Annotated in this window: 14 protein-coding genes and 1 pseudogene; 6 read left to right on the forward strand and 9 right to left on the reverse strand. The window is 63.7% G+C overall.

Annotated features, from left to right (window positions below; genetic code table 11):
• The 3 genes from katG to glyA form a co-directional block, all read left to right on the forward strand.
• On the forward strand, positions 1 to 2,042 hold a 2,042-nt coding region (gene katG, locus ACTJKX_RS29155; protein WP_440727389.1), incomplete at its 5' end, for a catalase/peroxidase HPI.
• A gap of 429 nt (positions 2,043 to 2,471) precedes the next feature.
• Complete coding sequence (locus tag ACTJKX_RS29160; protein WP_440727390.1) at positions 2,472 to 5,165, forward strand: phosphoenolpyruvate carboxylase; 2,694 nt, start codon at positions 2,472 to 2,474, stop codon at positions 5,163 to 5,165.
• Positions 5,166 to 5,210: 45 nt separating this feature from the next.
• The gene (glyA, locus tag ACTJKX_RS29165) at positions 5,211 to 6,515 is read left to right on the forward strand and encodes a serine hydroxymethyltransferase (protein ID WP_440727391.1); all 1,305 of its coding nucleotides are present in this window, start codon (positions 5,211 to 5,213) and stop codon (positions 6,513 to 6,515) included.
• 79 nt (positions 6,516 to 6,594) lie between these two features.
• On the opposite strand, the gene ACTJKX_RS29170 is transcribed toward glyA, so the two are convergent.
• The gene (locus ACTJKX_RS29170; RefSeq protein WP_440727392.1) at positions 6,595 to 7,716 is read right to left on the reverse strand and encodes an AbrB family transcriptional regulator; all 1,122 of its coding nucleotides are present in this window, start codon (positions 7,714 to 7,716) and stop codon (positions 6,595 to 6,597) included.
• A complete protein-coding gene (locus tag ACTJKX_RS29175; protein ID WP_440727393.1) occupies positions 7,713 to 8,282 on the reverse strand; it encodes a hydrolase in 570 nt (189 codons plus the stop codon). Before ACTJKX_RS29175 ends, ACTJKX_RS29170 begins: the two co-directional genes overlap by 4 nt.
• A 119-nt stretch (positions 8,283 to 8,401) precedes the next feature.
• On the opposite strand from ACTJKX_RS29175, the gene ACTJKX_RS29180 reads away from it, so the two are divergent.
• Positions 8,402 to 9,016, forward strand: coding sequence for a TetR/AcrR family transcriptional regulator (locus tag ACTJKX_RS29180; RefSeq protein WP_394311995.1), 615 nt, complete (start codon positions 8,402 to 8,404; stop codon positions 9,014 to 9,016).
• A gap of 150 nt (positions 9,017 to 9,166) precedes the next feature.
• Positions 9,167 to 10,024 (forward strand): MipA/OmpV family protein, encoded by an 858-nt coding sequence (locus ACTJKX_RS29185; RefSeq protein ID WP_440727394.1) that lies wholly within the window; start codon positions 9,167 to 9,169, stop codon positions 10,022 to 10,024.
• Positions 10,025 to 10,100: 76 nt separating this feature from the next.
• Here ACTJKX_RS29185 and arsH read toward each other — a convergent pair whose 3' ends face one another.
• The 6 genes and pseudogenes from arsH to ACTJKX_RS29215 form a co-directional block, all read right to left on the reverse strand.
• Complete coding sequence (gene arsH / locus ACTJKX_RS29190) at positions 10,101 to 10,814, reverse strand: arsenical resistance protein ArsH (protein WP_440727395.1); 714 nt, start codon at positions 10,812 to 10,814, stop codon at positions 10,101 to 10,103.
• Entirely contained in the window at positions 10,811 to 11,866 is a 1,056-nt protein-coding gene (gene arsB / locus ACTJKX_RS29195) for an ACR3 family arsenite efflux transporter (protein ID WP_440727396.1), read from the reverse strand. The genes arsH and arsB overlap by 4 nt, the downstream gene beginning before the upstream one ends.
• 1 nt (position 11,867) lies before the next feature.
• Positions 11,868 to 12,329, reverse strand: coding sequence for an arsenic resistance N-acetyltransferase ArsN2 (gene arsN2 / locus ACTJKX_RS29200; protein ID WP_440727437.1), 462 nt, complete (start codon positions 12,327 to 12,329; stop codon positions 11,868 to 11,870).
• Positions 12,312 to 12,698 (reverse strand): annotated as a pseudogene (gene arsC / locus ACTJKX_RS29205) (arsenate reductase (glutaredoxin)); the annotation flags it as partial. The pseudogene arsC and the gene arsN2, both read right to left, overlap by 18 nt.
• An 8-nt stretch (positions 12,699 to 12,706) precedes the next feature.
• Positions 12,707 to 13,249, reverse strand: a complete 543-nt coding sequence (locus ACTJKX_RS29210; RefSeq protein ID WP_440727397.1) for an arsenate reductase ArsC — start codon at positions 13,247 to 13,249, stop codon at positions 12,707 to 12,709.
• Positions 13,242 to 13,604, reverse strand: a complete 363-nt coding sequence (locus ACTJKX_RS29215) for an ArsR/SmtB family transcription factor (protein ID WP_367624330.1) — start codon at positions 13,602 to 13,604, stop codon at positions 13,242 to 13,244. The genes ACTJKX_RS29210 and ACTJKX_RS29215 overlap by 8 nt, the downstream gene beginning before the upstream one ends.
• A gap of 47 nt (positions 13,605 to 13,651) precedes the next feature.
• Between ACTJKX_RS29215 and ACTJKX_RS29220 the strand changes: the two genes are divergently transcribed.
• Complete coding sequence (locus ACTJKX_RS29220) at positions 13,652 to 14,179, forward strand: DUF6428 family protein (RefSeq protein ID WP_440727398.1); 528 nt, start codon at positions 13,652 to 13,654, stop codon at positions 14,177 to 14,179.
• 287 nt (positions 14,180 to 14,466) lie between these two features.
• On the opposite strand, the gene ACTJKX_RS29225 is transcribed toward ACTJKX_RS29220, so the two are convergent.
• Positions 14,467 to 16,023, reverse strand: coding sequence for a DUF4070 domain-containing protein (locus tag ACTJKX_RS29225; protein WP_440727399.1), 1,557 nt, complete (start codon positions 16,021 to 16,023; stop codon positions 14,467 to 14,469).
• Positions 16,024 to 16,059: the final 36 nt, after the last annotated feature.

Raw genomic sequence — 16,059 nt, forward strand, 5'->3', positions numbered from 1 at the left:
ACTATGCGCAGGAATTCAAGAAGCTCGACTTGGCGGCGCTGAAGCAGGACCTTTTTGCGCTGATGACGGATTCGCAGGAATGGTGGCCGGCCGATTTCGGCCATTACGGCCCGCTGTTCATCCGCATGGCCTGGCACAGCGCCGGCACCTACCGCACCGGCGACGGGCGCGGTGGCGCGGGTGCGGGCCAGCAGCGCTTCGCCCCGCTCAATTCCTGGCCCGACAACGTTAATCTCGACAAGGCCCGCCGCCTGCTCTGGCCGATCAAGCGCAAATACGGCAACGCGATCTCCTGGGCCGATTTGATGATCCTGACCGGCAATTGCGCGCTGGAATCGATGGGCTTCAAGACCTTCGGCTTTGCCGGCGGCCGCGAGGACGTGTGGGAGCCCGAAGAGGACGTCTACTGGGGCAGCGAGAACGTCTGGCTCGACGACAAGCGCTACAGCGGCGACCGCAATCTGGAGAACCCGCTGGCCGCCGTGCAGATGGGCCTGATCTATGTCAATCCGGAAGGCCCCAACGGCAATCCCGATCCGCTGGCGGCGGCGCGCGACATCCGCGAGACCTTCGCCCGCATGGCGATGAACGACGAGGAGACGGTGGCGCTGATTGCCGGCGGCCACACCTTCGGCAAGACCCATGGTGCCGGCGATGCCGCCAATGTCGGGCCGGAGCCGGAGGCGGCCGGCATCGAGCTGCAGGGCCTTGGCTGGCACAACCAGTTCGGCAGCGGCAAGGGGGGCGACACCATCGGCTCGGGGCTCGAGGTGACCTGGACCTCGACGCCGACCAAATGGAGCAACAACTTCTTCTGGAACCTGTTCGGCTATGACTGGGAGCTGACCAAGAGCCCGGCCGGTGCCCATCAGTGGCAGCCCAAGCATGGGGCGGGTGCCGGCTCGGTGCCGGATGCGCATGACCGCTCCAAGCGCCATGCTCCTTCCATGCTGACCACGGACCTGGCGCTGCGCTTCGACCCGGCCTATGAGAAGATCTCCCGGCATTTCTTCGAGAACCCGGACGCCTTCGCCGATGCCTTTGCCCGGGCCTGGTTCAAGCTGACCCATCGCGACATGGGTCCGCGCGCCCGCTATCTCGGCCCGGAGGTTCCGGCCGAGGAGCTGATCTGGCAGGATCCGCTGCCGGTCGTCGACCATGGCCTGATCGACGACAAGGACGCGGCCGAGCTCAAGGCCAGGATCCTGGCTTCGGGCCTGTCGACCGCCGAGCTGGTCTCCACCGCCTGGGCTTCGGCCTCGACCTTCCGCGGCTCCGACAAGAGGGGCGGGGCCAATGGTGCGCGCATCCGCCTGGCGCCGCAGAAGGACTGGGCGGTCAATCAGCCGGCGCAGCTGGCCAAGGTGCTCGGCGTGCTGGAGGAGATCCAGCAGGGCTTCAACGCGGCGCAGGCCGGTGGCAGACAAGTCTCGCTGGCCGATCTGATCGTGCTGGGCGGCAATGCCGCGGTCGAGCAGGCGGCCAGGCAGGCCGGGCAGGACGTGGCGGTGCCCTTCGCGCCGGGCCGCACCGATGCGAGCCAGGAACAGACGGATGTGGAATCCTTTGCCGTGCTGGAGCCGGTGGCGGACGGCTTCCGCAACTATCTGAAGACGACCTACAGCGTGCCGGCCGAGGGGCTGCTGGTCGACAGGGCCCAGCTCCTGGGCCTGACGGCGCCGGAACTGACCGTGCTGGTCGGCGGCCTTCGGGTGCTCGGCGCCAATGCCGGCGGCAGCCAGCACGGCGTGCTGACCGACCGGCCGGGGGTGTTGACCACCGACTTCTTTGTCAACCTGCTCGACATGGGCACGGCCTGGAAGGCGACCTCGGCAGCCGAGGACGTGTTCGAGGGTCGCGACCGCGCCACGGGCGAGGTGAAGTGGACCGGCACCCGCGCCGACCTGGTGTTCGGCTCCAACTCCCAGCTGCGCGCCCTGGCCGAGGTCTATGCCAGCGACGATGCCAAGGCCCGCTTCGTCGCCGACTTCGTCGCCGCCTGGACCAAGGTCATGAACGCCGATCGCTTCGATCTCGTCTGATCTTCGGGTAATCGGTGGTTTCAATCATGCGGGGGCGGCCTTGGCCGCCCCCGTTTTCTTTTGCAGGCTCGCCACACATCCTTCGCCTGCACGTCCGGACGGAGGCGACGGCCCGTCATTGCTCGGCAGGGCAATCGGTGTCATCCGGGCGGCCAGTCTTTCCACCACCCGAACGAGCAGGATTTCTACCCGTCCGGGCGTTTCCAACCGGGGCAAAACGCGGTCTGCTAAGCCAACCAAAAATCCCCAGAACCAAGCATTCGGGGGAACAGGCGAAAGGCCGGTATCGGGCCGCCTGCGGGATCGTGGCTAGAGCGTTTTGCGATGAGATGGGGTCACCTCGAATCGCAAAGGCGCGTCGAAACAAAGAGCGAGAGCAAACGAGCGGTCACACTCGAACGCGCTTTGCTCCAGCGAACGGGGGACGCCTTGGACGAGAGCAGGCCACTCAGTTTCCGCGAGGATGTACGCAGCCTGCTGTTCAGGCTGCTGCTATCCGTCGTTAGCGAACGCGAACCATCCCTGGCTGCGGTGCTGGTCGGCACCGAACCGCTGGATACGCTCGACAAGAAGCAACGCATCTGCGCCCTGCAGGCGACCGGGATCTGGTTCCAGCTGGTCACCATCGCCAACGAGCTGTTGGCCATGCGCGCCCGGCGTGAGCTCGAGCAGGTCGGCGGCGCCGACGAGATCGTCGGCTCCTTTTCCAATGTGATGGGGGAGATCGCCTCCGCCGGCTATCCGGCCGAGGAAGTGCAGGCCGCGCTCGATCAGTTGTGGGTCGGGCCGACGATGACGGCCCATCCGACCGAAGCCAAGCGCGTCACCGTTCTCGAGATCCACCGCCGCATCTATCGCAAGCTCACCGAACTGGAGCAGCATCGCTGGGCCCCGCGCGAGCGCGAGCAGCATGTCAACGATCTCGCGAGCGAGATCGAGCTGTTGTGGATGTCCGGCGAATTGCGGCTCGAACGCCCCTCGGTCGAGCGCGAAATCGCCTGGGGCCTCCACTTCTTCCGCGAGGTCATCTTCGAGGCGACACCCCGGATCTACGAGACGGCCCAGGAGGCGCTGGCACGCCACTATCCGGAATATGACCTCAAGGTGCCGTCCTTCCTGCATTTCGCCTCCTGGATCGGCGGCGATCGCGACGGCAACCCCAATGTCACGGCCAAGACCACGGCCTATGCGCTGGATGCCTGCCGCCAGGCCATCATCGGCTGGTACATTCAGCAGGTGCGCCGTCTGGTGACCTTGCTCAGCGTCAGCGCCAATGTCGTCGACATTCCCGAGGATTTCGGCAAGGCCCTCGAGCGCCTCCTGCGCTCGACGGGTGCCGCATCGGCCGTCATGGCCCGCAACCCGGGAGAGCCGCTGCGTCAGTTCGCGGCGGGCATGTTGGAGCGCCTGCGTGCCATGCGCAGCGAGTCCATGGCAGAGCCCTATGTTCGCGCGGACACCTTCAACGCCGATCTCAGCGAGCTGGAAAACGTCCTCGTCCGGCTTGGCGGCTCCCTGACGGCACGGCGCCTCATTCGTCCCCTGCGCCAGCAGGTCGAGAGTTTCGGCTTCCGGACCGTCTCGCTCGACATCCGGCAGAATTCCACCGTGGTCAATCGCGTGCTGGCCGAGCTGTTCGGCCAGATCGCGGGAGGCGACTCTCCGCAGCCGGAAACCGGCCCATGGAGCGCGCGCCTGCGGTCCGAACTGCAATCGGGCCGGAGACCGGTTTTTGACCGGGCAACCTTGTCCGACGAAGCCCGGGAATTGCTCGATCTCTTCGACGTCATCCGCGAGGCTTCTGCCGATCCGGGTGCAGGCGCGATCGGCGCCTTCATCCTGTCGATGACGCGCTCCTGTGACGACCTGCTCGCCGTCTATCTGCTGGCGCAATATAGCGGTCTAGCCACGGCCGCCGACGGCAGCGGCACCATCAATCTGCGGGTGGTGCCGCTGTTCGAGACCATCGCGGACCTGCGGGCTGCCCCCGACATTCTCGACCAGCTGCTGGGCCTTTCCATCGTGCGCCGATCGGTGCGCGAATTCGCCAACCGCCAGGAAGTGATGCTCGGCTATTCCGACTCGAACAAGGATGGCGGCTTCCTTGCGTCCAATTGGGAGCTGAGCAAGGCCCAGCGGCGCATCACCGCCCTCGGCGTCAAGCGCAAGGTCAAGATCAGCTTCTTCCATGGCCGCGGCGGTTCGGTCAGCCGCGGCGGGGCGCCGACCGGCCGAGCCATCGCGGCCCAGCCGGCCGGCACCATCGACGGCGTGATGCGCGTCACCGAGCAGGGCGAGGTGGTATCGTCGAAATTCGCCAATCGCGGCACCGGCCTCTACCAGCTCGAGATCCTGGCCGCGAGCGTGTTCGCGCATTCGGTCAAGTCGCGCAACGAGAGCCAGCTCAAGGACAACCCCGAGTTCAACGAGGCGCTGGAAGCGCTGACCGGCATGTCGCAGGCAACCTATTCCGGCCTGATCCGCGAGTCCGGCTTCATCGACTATTTCAACCAGGCGAGCCCGGTCGAGGAATTGTCGCTGCTCAAGATCGGCTCGCGCCCGGCTCGGCGTTTCGGGGCCCGTGACATTGCCGACCTGCGCGCCATCCCCTGGGTCTTCGCCTGGAGCCAGAACCGGCACCTGATCACCAATTGGTACGGCATCGGCAGCGCGCTCAACTCCTTTGTCGGCGTCCGCGGCGAGGCCGGGCTCGATCTCCTGCGCCAGATGTTCGAACGCTCGCGCTTCTTCCGTCTCGTCGTCGACGAGGTCGACAAGGGGCTCTACCAGACCGATATGGAGATCGGGCGTCTCTATGCCTCGCTGGTGCAGGACAGCGAGGTAGGCGAGCGCATCTACCGCAAGATCGCGGCCGAATATGAGCTGACCCGCAAGATGATCGCCGAGGTCAATGGCGGACTAGCCCTTTCGGAGCGGTTTCCCTCGTTCAAGCGTCATTTCGACCAGACCCGCCCGCAGATGGATGCGATCCACCGCCTGCAGGTCCAGCTCTTGCGCGAAGTCCGCGCCCAGGACGGCAAGTCCGCCAGCCCCAAGCGGGCGGTCAATGCCCTGCTGCTTTCGATCAACTGCATCTCGGCCGGGCTCGGTTGGACCGGCTGACGATGGTCATATCAGCGCCTTCGGGCGCCATAAGGGAGGAGTTTCATGGACAGCCCCGTTAGAACCGATAGCACGGATATCGGCCATTTCTTTCACGATACCCTGTCCAAGGCCGATCCGGCGGTCAGCGGTGCGATCGGTCGTGAGCTCCATCGCCAGCGCGAGGAAATCGAGCTGATCGCCTCGGAAAACATCGTCTCCAGGGCCGTGCTGGAAGCGCAGGGCTCGGTCCTCACCAACAAATATGCCGAGGGCTATCCGGGGCGGCGCTATTATGGCGGCTGCCAGCATGTCGACGAGGTCGAGGACCTTGCCCGCGAGCGGGCGCGGCAGATGTTCAACTGCAGCTTTGCCAATGTGCAGCCCAATTCCGGCAGCCAGGCGAACCAGGCGGTGTTCATGGCCCTGATGCAGCCGGGCGATACCTTTCTCGGCCTCAACCTCGCCGCCGGCGGCCATCTCACCCATGGCGCGCCGGTCAACCAGTCGGGCAAATGGTTCAACGTGGTTTCCTATGGCGTCGACCCGCAGACGCACCGCATCGACCTCGATCAGGTGCGCGACCTTGCCAGGACGCATCGGCCGAAAATTATCCTGGCCGGCGGCTCGGCCTATCCGCGCATTATCGATTTCAAGGCTTTCCGGGAGATCGCGGACGAGGTCGGCGCCAAGCTCTTCGTCGACATGGCGCATTTCGCCGGCCTGGTCGCCGGCGGCGTCCACCCCAACCCGCTCGACCATGCCCATGTGGTGACGACCACGACGCACAAGACCCTGCGCGGTCCGCGCGGCGGCATGGTGCTGTCGAATGACGAGGAGATCGGCAAGAAGATCAATTCGGCGGTCTTCCCCGGCCTGCAGGGCGGCCCGCTGATGCATGTCATCGCGGCCAAGGCCGTGGCCTTCGGCGAGGCGCTGACCCCTGCGTTCAAGACCTACGCCGCCAATGTCGTCGACAATGCCAGAGCCCTCGCCGACGCGCTGTCCTCCGGCGGTGTCGACATCGTGTCGGGTGGCACCGATACCCACCTGATGCTGGTGGACCTTACCCGCAAGAACCTCACCGGCAAGGCGGTGGAAGCGGCGCTCGGCCGGGCTCACATCACTTGCAACAAGAATGGCATTCCCTTCGATCCCCAGGGGCCGATGGTCACCTCCGGCGTGCGCCTGGGCACGCCAGCCTGCACGACACGCGGCTTCACGGTCGAGGAATTCAAGGAGGTCGCCCGCCTCACACTGGCGGTGATCGATGGTCTCGCCGCCAATGGCGAGGAGGGCAATGCTGCCGTGGAAGCCGGCGTGCGCCAGGAGGTGAGCGGCCTGCTCGCCCGCTTCCCCATCTATCAATGAGGCTTATGCGATACCCAGGCTCAGACGCACCCATCCCGGTTTTTGATTTGATTGGTTCGAGAACCGGGATGGCTACCAGTTAGTCGGGATCAACCGACCCCGCCTCGGAAGCCGTCCGGCCGAGCATTCCAACGGTCCATCGCGCCACACTGGGGCCGACGGCCAGCAGCACGATCATCCGAACCGTCTGCATGGCCATGACAAAGGCGGTATCGACATGGGTCGAGGCTGCGATGACCGCAGCGGCATCGACACCGCCCGGGCTGGTGGCGAGATAAGCCGTCAGCGGGTCGACATGCAGGAAGATCACCAGCAGGCAGGCCAGAAATCCGCAGAAGGCCATGAGAAGGATGGTCGCAGCCATGCTCGGTAGCAATGCCCGAGCGGCGGCAGCCAGGATCTCCGGCGTAAAGCGCAGGCCGGTGTTCCAGCCGATCAACGCGTAGCTTGCGATCAGTACGACCGGCGGCAGTTCAATTCGAACCCAGCCCAAGACGTTGAAAAGGGCGCCGAGTGCCATAGGGCCGAGGAGCATGCCCGCCGGTATGCGCAGGAAGCGGCCGATGCCGCCGCCGGCAAGTGCGATCGCGGCCGTGGCCAGGAGGTCGACGAACTCCATCGGCGGGAAAAAGCCGGTCACAAAGCGCCCGCCGCCTCCCTGCACGAAGAACAAGGCGACCAGCGATGCCGCCACGGCCACCAGCACCACGCGCAGATATTGCATGAAGGCGACGAGACGGAAATCGGCACCATAGGCCTCTGCCATCACCATCATCACGGTGGCGGCACCGGGCAGCATGCCCCAGACAGCCGTGCTGCCGGCAATGATGCGCAAGCGGCTCATGCTCCATCCGATCAGCGTGCTGGCGGCAACGCCCAAAGCAACCGTGATACAGAATATCGGCCATTGCCGGGCAAGGCTGGCGATGATCGTCGGATTGATCGCCTGGGCGATGAGGCATCCGATGATCATTTGTGCTGCCGCGGTCAGAGGGGAAGGAACTTTGACTGGTCCGCCAACCATCTGGAGCAGCACGCCGGCGACGAGGGGGCCGAGCATGAAGGCAGCAGGAAGCCTCAGAACCTGCAGCGCGGCCGCAAGCAGGATGGAACAGGCCAGCAATATGGCCCACCGCCGGCTCTGCGGCGCTGATTGCAGGGAGAGCCGGGCAAGGCCCGGCCGTGCACCCGGGCTTCTCATGGCTGCAGCACGATGTCGTCCGCCTTGGTCACGCGGGCGAGCAGTGGGAAGATGCGCTGGAAGGCGAAGGCGTGCATGTCGGTAGCGCGGCCCGCGCAGGCGTCCTCCACCAGCACGACGGCATAGCCGTGCTCATGGGCGGCGCGGGCTGTCGATTCCACACCGATATTGGTGGCGATGCCGCCGATGACCACAGTGGTGATGCCGCGGCGCCTCAGCTGCAAATCAAGCTCGGTGCCGTAGAAGGCGCCCCATTGGTGCTTGGTGACCCTGAGATCGGAGGGCTCTGCAAGTTCATCGGCCAGATCCGCCCAGTCTTCGGGAAATCCGCCGGGTGGTACTCTCATGGGCTGGTCGACGGGTGCCTTGAGGGCATCGCCGCGATCGGCAGAAAAGGCGACGTTGACGAGGATGACGGGCGCTCCGGCAGCGCGGAAAAGCCTGGCGAGCTGACGTCCCCGGGCGAGTACCTCCGAGCCCGAATAGGGCTCCGTGGGCGTACCGACAATGCCTTTTTGCAGATCGATAAGGACAAGGGCCGTTGTGCTGGCGGACAGAGCGGGCATGAAACCATCCTTTCGCGAAATTCTCGACTGACCTTCGCCGGGTTGCACGGCACAGGGAAGGTCGCTATCTATTTGAGGAATTACTCAAGCTTCATATCTATTTGAGGATGGACTCAAATTTGTCAAGTCAGAAACGCAAAACCTTGGCGCCCCAGCGCGAGGTCGGCCGGCAGCGCGTCGCCGAACTGCTGGAGGCGGCGGCGGAGGTGATCCAGGAGCGGGGCTTCGAGGCGACCACCATGGCGGAGATCGCCCTGCGCGCCGATGCCCGCATCGGTTCGCTCTATCGCTTCTTCCCCAGCAAGGACGCGGTGGCGGATGCGCTGATGGATCATTATGCAACGGTGCTTGCCGCTGCCTATGACGCCGTGCGCGATCAGGCAGCAGGCGCTACGCCGGAGCAGCTGGCGGACATCCTTATCGATCTCCTGGTGAAGCTTCATCCCCAGGCGCGAGCCGTTACGGCCCTGCTGGATTCCAGGACGGATTGGACGCAGATCCGCCTACGCTTCCGCGCCCAGGCTCTAGCCGGCGTACGTGCTGCGCTGATGGCCAACGCGCCAGGCCTGGCGGAGGCCGAAGCGGACGACATTGCCGCAGTCGTGCTCAACAATATGAAGACCATGGTCGGCATGATGCGCAAGGACGCGCCGACGACGCCAGGCGCGCCTGACCAGCTCAAATTGATGAACCGCCTCTATCTTGCGGCCAAGCTGACGCCGGTGCGGGCATGATGATCGACGGTCACGCCTGGCGTCGAACCGTTCTCCCTGCTGTGGCGCAATCACGTCATGCCCATGAAATCTTAAGGCTCTAGCCTAATTTTGCTTGTCAACACGACGGAACGCGCCGCAAGTACGATGCAATTTGAGGATGTCGCGTCCATGCGTTCGAGAGTATTGCCCGTTCTGGCTTTCCTTGGCCTTGCAGCCGGTACATTCATGCCCGGCTCGCAAGTGCATGCCGATGAACCTTCTCCCTATTCGGTGCTGAACTTTTCCTCACAGCCCGACGCTGGTCCGGACTGGATCGTGACGGTGGGGGTCGGGACGCAGTATGGACCGACCTATGAGGGCGCTTCGAAAACCAGCGTCACCGTGCTGCCCTCCGATTTCGACATCAGGCGAGCAGGGGAGGCACCCGGATGGGGCGCCCCCGATGACGCGTTCTCGTTTTCGGTGTTCGAAAGCCATGGCTTTGCCATCGGGCCCGCCGCCGATTTTCGTGGCGGCCGCTCGCGATCGGATGAGCGGGACCTCACCGGCGTGCATACGGTTCCCGCGACGCTGGATGCCGGTCTGTTCATGGAATATTGGCTGATCGAGAACCAACTCCGCGCCCGGGTGGAAGTGCGCCAGGCCTTGCGGGCGGGGCAGGGGCTGGTCGCCGATTTCTCGGCCGACTGGGTACAGCCCTATGACGCCTTCACCTTTTCCATCGGCCCACGCCTGTCGGTCGGCAACGGCACCTATATGCGCTCCTCCTTCGGTGTGACGGAGCGCGATGCCGTGCGCAACGGCCAGGTCGTACCCTACGACCCCTCAGCCGGCATCAAGGCCTATGGCGCCCTGGCCTCGATTTCCTACCAGTTTTCGCCGGCCTGGAAAGCGACGCTCTACGACAAGTTCGAACGCCTGACGGGCGATGCCGCCGACAGTCCGGTCGTGAAGCGTTTCGGTTCGATCAACCAGAACACGGTGGGCCTCAGCCTGAGCTATTCCTTCGGCCTGAAATTCCGATAGGCGGGCGCCAAGGAAGCCCTCAGCGCAAAGATCCGTGCCGCCCCGATGATGGTAGTCTGGCCAGCGCGGGGTTGAGTCATCGAACTTCCGTCAGTTTGAGACGGGCTTCCAGGGCTGCGTGTGCTTCCTTCCGCTCGCTGTAGCGGTCAGTGAGGTAATCCGAGGCATCGCGCGTCAGCAGGGTGAACTTGACCAGTTCTTCCATTACATCGACGACGCGTTCGTAATAGGATGAGGGCTTCATGCGACCGTCGGGCGTGAACTCCTCATAGGCCTTGGCGACCGAGGACTGGTTGGGGATGGTGATCATTCGCATCCAGCGGCCGAGGACGCGCATCTGGTTGACCGCATTGAAGGATTGCGAACCGCCTGAGACCTGCATGACGGCAAGCGTCTTGCCCTGGGTCGGGCGTACCGCTCCGATCGACAAGGGAATCCAATCGATCTGTGCCTTCATGATACCTGTCATGGCACCATGGCGCTCAGGGCTGCACCAGACCTGCCCCTCTGACCATTGCGACAGCTCCCGTAGTTCGCGGACCTTGGGATGATCTGCCGGCTCGGTGTCCGGCAGCGGCAAGCCATGCGGATCGAAGATCCGGGTCTCTGCGCCGAAATGCCTGAGGAGCCGTTCCGCTTCCAAGGTCAGCAACCTACTGTAGGAGCGTTCCCGCAGCGAGCCATAGAGCATCAGGATGCGTGGCGGATGTTCCGACACCTTCGGCCGCAGACGATCGAGTGAGGGGATTTGCACGCAATCAGCGGCGATGTTGGGCAGGTCGTTCGTCATCCATCGCGTCCTTCCGCTACGGCCGCGGAGGAACCCCGCTCATACCAAGGCTTGGACCGATTCACGATCCACACCACGGACAGCATCACCGGCACTTCGATCAGCACGCCGACGACGGTTGCCAGGGCGGCCCCCGAGTTGAAGCCGAACAGGCTGATGGCGGCGGCAACGGCAAGCTCGAAGAAGTTGGAGGCGCCGATCAGGGCCGAGGGGCCGGCGACGCAATGCTGCTCGCCTGCGATGCGATTGAGCACATAGGCAAGCCCCGCATTGAAATAGACCTGGATCAGGATCGGTACGGCAAGCAGCGCGATGACCAGGGGTTGAGCGATGATCTGTTCGCCCTGGAAGCCGAACAGCAGCACCAGCGTGGCGAGGAGCGCCAGCAGGGAGAGGGGGCCGATGCGCGCGAGAAAATGGTCGAGCCCCGCCTGGCCTCCGGTGGCCAGCAAGCGACGGCGAAACCACTGCGCCACCATCACCGGAATGACGATATAAAGCCCGACCGACAGGACGAGCGTGCCCCATGGCACGGCGATCGCCGAGAGGCCGAGCAGCAGGCCGACGATCGGCGCGAAGGCGACGACCATGATGGCATCGTTGAGCGCGACCTGGCTCAAGGTGAAATGCGGCTCGCCCTTGGTCAGGTTCGACCAGACGAACACCATGGCGGTGCAGGGCGCCGCAGCGAGGATGATCAGCCCGGCGATGTAGCTGTCGATCTGGACAGCCGGCAGATAGGGCCGGAACAGCCAGCCGATGAACAGCCAGCCGAGCAATGCCATGGAGAATGGCTTGATGGCCCAATTGATGAAGAGGGTGACGCCGATGCCCCGCCAGTGCCGGCCGACCTCGCGCAGGGCGGCGAAGTCGATCCTCAGCAGCATGGGGATGACCATCAGCCAGATCAGCACGGCGACCGGGAGATTGACCTTGGCGATCTCGGCGGCGCCGATGGTTTGGAAGGCCGCCGGCATCAAATGGCCGAGTGCAATGCCGGCGAGGATGCAAAGGGCAACCCAGAGCGTCAGGTAGCGTTCGAATGTGGACATGTCAGAAACTGATCTTGCGGGTCATGAGCACCGCGCTGGCGGGGCAAAGCGATGACGCCTGGCGTGTCGCCAGGATTGCGATGGGCGCAGCTGCCCGCTCTACCGGCTTGAAGCCGACGCGAGAGAAGAAATTAGATGCCGATGTCGTCAGGAGCCAGGCTCGCTTTGCACCAGCTTCATAAGCCCGGTAGAGCAGCAAGGGCACGATGTTGCGGCCGATCCCCGTTCCTCTCGCCTCCTGCGGTACCACGACCGATCGGATCAGAACCTCGTCGCCCTGCAACTCATAGCCGCCAAAGCCGACAGGCTGGCCGTCGAGTGTGTGATAGGCAAAGAATCTGCGGCCTGGCTCGGCGAGGTCGTCGACCGGTAGGTTTTCCGCCTGGAGGGCGGCGACAAAGGCCGGATTGGTCGGAGCTGCGGCGACGTCCTTCAGGAAGGGAACACCTTCCTCCTTTTCGATCCTCGAGCGTGCCATTGCTTGAGGAAGGAGATCAAGCGCGACGTCGGACGGTCGGCAGAGCTTCACGCCAAGTGGACTGACAACGATGGGCCGGTTGATCAGGATGGGGTGTGCGATCATCGCATCCAGGAGCTGATCGTCGGTCAGATCAGGCGAATCCAATCCGAGTTCCGCATAGGGCGTGCCCTTCTGCCGGATCAGCGCTCGCACGCCGATACCCATTCGCTCGACGAGCCGAGCCAGCAGGGCCCGTGAGGGAGGCGTTTTCAGATATTCGATGACATGGGGCTCAGTCCCCCATTGCCGGATCAAGGCCAGTGTGTTGCGCGAAGTGCCGCAATCGGGATTGTGATAGATAACGATATCCATGCTGGCCGTCATGCCGCGCTGTTGCGGGGCGAGGTTGCCCCTTCGGATTGGCCGATCTCGATGAGCTGCGCGCGCAGGGATGCCTGATCCAGGCTGGCGACTGGCAGAGCGGTGAAAGCATTGATGCGGTTTTTGAGAAAACGCAGCGCCGTGACGAACGCCGTTTCCTTCTCGATGTCGCTGCCCTCGACACGAGCCGGGTCCTCGATGCCCCAATGGGCCGACATCGGGTGCCCGGGCCAGACCGGACAGGTCTCGCCATGCGCGTCGTCGCAGACGGTGAAGACGAAATCCATCTGCGGCACATCAGGCCCGGAGAACTCGTCCCAGCTCTTCGAGCGCAGGCCTTCGATCGGATATCCAGCCCGTTCCAGGCAATGCAGTGCGAAATGATGGACGCTGCCCCTGGGCTTGCTGCCGGCCGAGAAGGCGTTGAAGCGGCCACGGCCATCCTTGCGCAGGATGCTCTCGGCCAGGATCGAGCGGGCCGAGTTGCCGGTGCACAGGAACAGCACATTGTAGATGTGCGAAGGCGCGTGCGGGTCAGGCATGGGGGATATCCTTTCGAGGAGCACAGCACGCCGAGAGCGAGGCGACGGCGGGATTGCAGACTTCCGGGTGGCCCTGACAGCAGTCACGCATGAGGAATTCGATCAGGCCGGAAAGCGCCGGATAGGCCGCGCTGTAGAGGATCGAACGTCCCTCACGGCGCGATTCAACCAGACCGGCCTGTTCGAGGTGGCTGAGGTGAAACGACATGCGCGAGGAGGAAGCGCCGTCCATGGCCTCGCCAATCGCGCCCGCCGCCAAGCCGCCCGGGCCAGCCGTCACCAGCAGCTTGACGATCCTCAGCCGCGTTTCCTGGGATAGGGCGGCGAAGGCATTGAGGGCTTGCTTTTCGTCCATGTTTATCTCAACATCTCAAGACTCATTGAAATGATGGATACACCAACATGAACGCTTCTGCCAGCCCATTGACGATCGAATTTGACGGCGATGCCTCGCTCGACGGTTTCCGAGCTGCGTTGAAGCCGCATGCCGGCAAGGGGCTGGTGCTGCATTATGGCGAGCGGACGATACGGCCCGGCTATCATGTCACCGAGGTCAAGGCGGGCTCGTTCGTCACCCTGGATTGTGGCGGCAATCCGGATGCCTGGCGAGAAACGATCCTGCAGGTCGAGGACATCGAGGCGACCGCCGACGGGGATTTCATGTCCGTCGCCAAATTCGAACGAATTCTGCAACGGGTCGCGGAAAGGCTGGAGCTCGAAGCGGATGCCCGGCTCACCTTCGAGGTGGGTCAGCCCGGCGAGCCCATGCGGATATTCGACGTCGGTGCACTTGAAATCACCGGCAGCGAGCGGGTCGTCCTGAAACTCGAGGCGCGCCGGGCGATTTGCAAGCCGCGCCATCGGCTCGACCAACGGGCCGGGACGACAGCGTGCTGCAGTTCGAATGCAGGTAAGGCGGGGTGCTGCTAGAGCGTTTTCCAGAAAAATCGATAGACTTTTCGACTAATAAAACGCCTAAAAACAAGGATTTGGAGCAAAATGACAATTCAGGGAGAAGTCGTTTTGTTCTAGGACTACAGTTGCCATCTTCACTCGAAAGGGATTTGGAGTATCAGCCTCCTGGCTGACATCTTGAAAACGAAGCGCTTGCTGGCGGATTGGAATGTCAGCCAGGAGGCTGACGCTCCGCATATCCCGTTCCCTTTAGACAAACGCAACTGTCGTGCTAGGCCGAGCGCAAGCTTGTTCCAGATTTTTCAGAACGAGTTGACGATCCGGCCGGCCCGCATGTCGGTGATCATGGTGTGGGCGTGGTAGTGCATGGCGCATTTGATCGCGTAGATCTGCATTACCACCGGTGAGCGCCGGCGTTTGAGCATCGTCCACAGGCGCTGGCGATAGACCCGGCGCAGTTCCTTCTGGGGTACCCGGCGCATCAGGCGCAGGAAGATGCCGGCGGCCTCGAGCAACCACATCAGGTTGAGCCTTGCCAAACGCAGCGGATGGCGGCGCAGATGCCGCAGCCTCGAGCGTTCGGGCCTGATGCGCTCGTCGAGATAGAGGGCATCCAGGCGATCGAAATAGGCCTGGGGCTGGTGAAGATCGGCCATTACGTCCAGATAGCCGTCGCGCAACGCCTCGCGGCTGAAATTGAGGGGGATGACATTGGTGCCGTAGGGCTGCCGGTCGGCGAGGTCGAGGCGGCCCTCCTTGGCGAGGCGGCTATAGAGCGGCGTCTTGGGAATGGCTGCGAGCATGCCCACCATGGCATTGACGATGCGCGAGTCCTTGATGAAGCGGCGCTGGGCCTCGAAGATGGTGGCATCGTCGCTGTCGAAGCCGAGGATCATGCCGCACCACACCTCGATGCCGCTGCGCTGGATGGTGTGGACCTTCTCCAGCATGGTGGCGCCCTTGCGCACGTTCTGCAGCTTCTTGGTTTCGCGCAGGGCCGCCTCGTTCGGCGTCTCGATGCCGATGAATACCACCCTGATATTGGCGTCGACCATCAGCTCCATCAGCTCGGCATCGTCGGCGAGGTCGATGGAGGCCTCGGTGACGAAGGTCATCGGATAGTCATGCGCGACCTGCCAGGCGATGACGTCACGCAGCACGTCCTTGATCGCCTTCTTGTTGCCGATCAGGTTGTCGTCGACGATGAAGGCGGTATCCATGCCTGTCGCCAGCAACGCCTCCAGTTCGGCGATGACTTGCCTGCTGGTCTTGATGCGCGGCTTGCGACCGAACACCACGATGATGTCGCAGAATTCGCAGGTGAACGGGCAGCCGCGCGAGAACTGCACGCTGCCGACGGCGTAGTCGTCCATCTTGAGAAGGTCGAAGCGCGGTACCGGCACCGTGCTCATGTCGGTTTTGTCGGCCTGTTCGTAGCGGCGGGCATGGCGGTTCTGGATCCAATCATCCAGAAAGCGCGGCCAGCTTTCCTCGGCCTCACCGACGAAGGTGACGTCGGCATCATCGCCGAAATAGTCCTCCCGCACGGTGATCCAGGGCCCGCCGACCGCCACGAAACAATTGTGGCGCTTGAGTTCGTCGAGGATCTCGCGCATGCGGAAACGCTGTACGATCATGCCGGTGAGGCCGATAATATCTGCCCGGGCGCAGAGCTCGTAGTCGATTGCTTTGACGTTTTCGTCGATCAGGGTCACGGTGTGTTCGGGTGGTGTCAGCGCTGCCAGCAAGGGCAGGCAGGCGACCGGCAGGTTGGCCTTGGCGTCGAACAGGGGTAGGGCATGTTCCAATCCCCAATAGGAAGCCTCGAAGCGCGGATTGATCAGCACGATATGGGCCATGGTCGTCACCGTTCAGTGGTGTTGAAGGATGTTCTT

It is taken from the genome of Labrys sp. 22185, assembly GCF_052045555.1.
In the GTDB taxonomy this organism is placed as follows: domain Bacteria; phylum Pseudomonadota; class Alphaproteobacteria; order Rhizobiales; family Labraceae; genus Labrys; species Labrys neptuniae.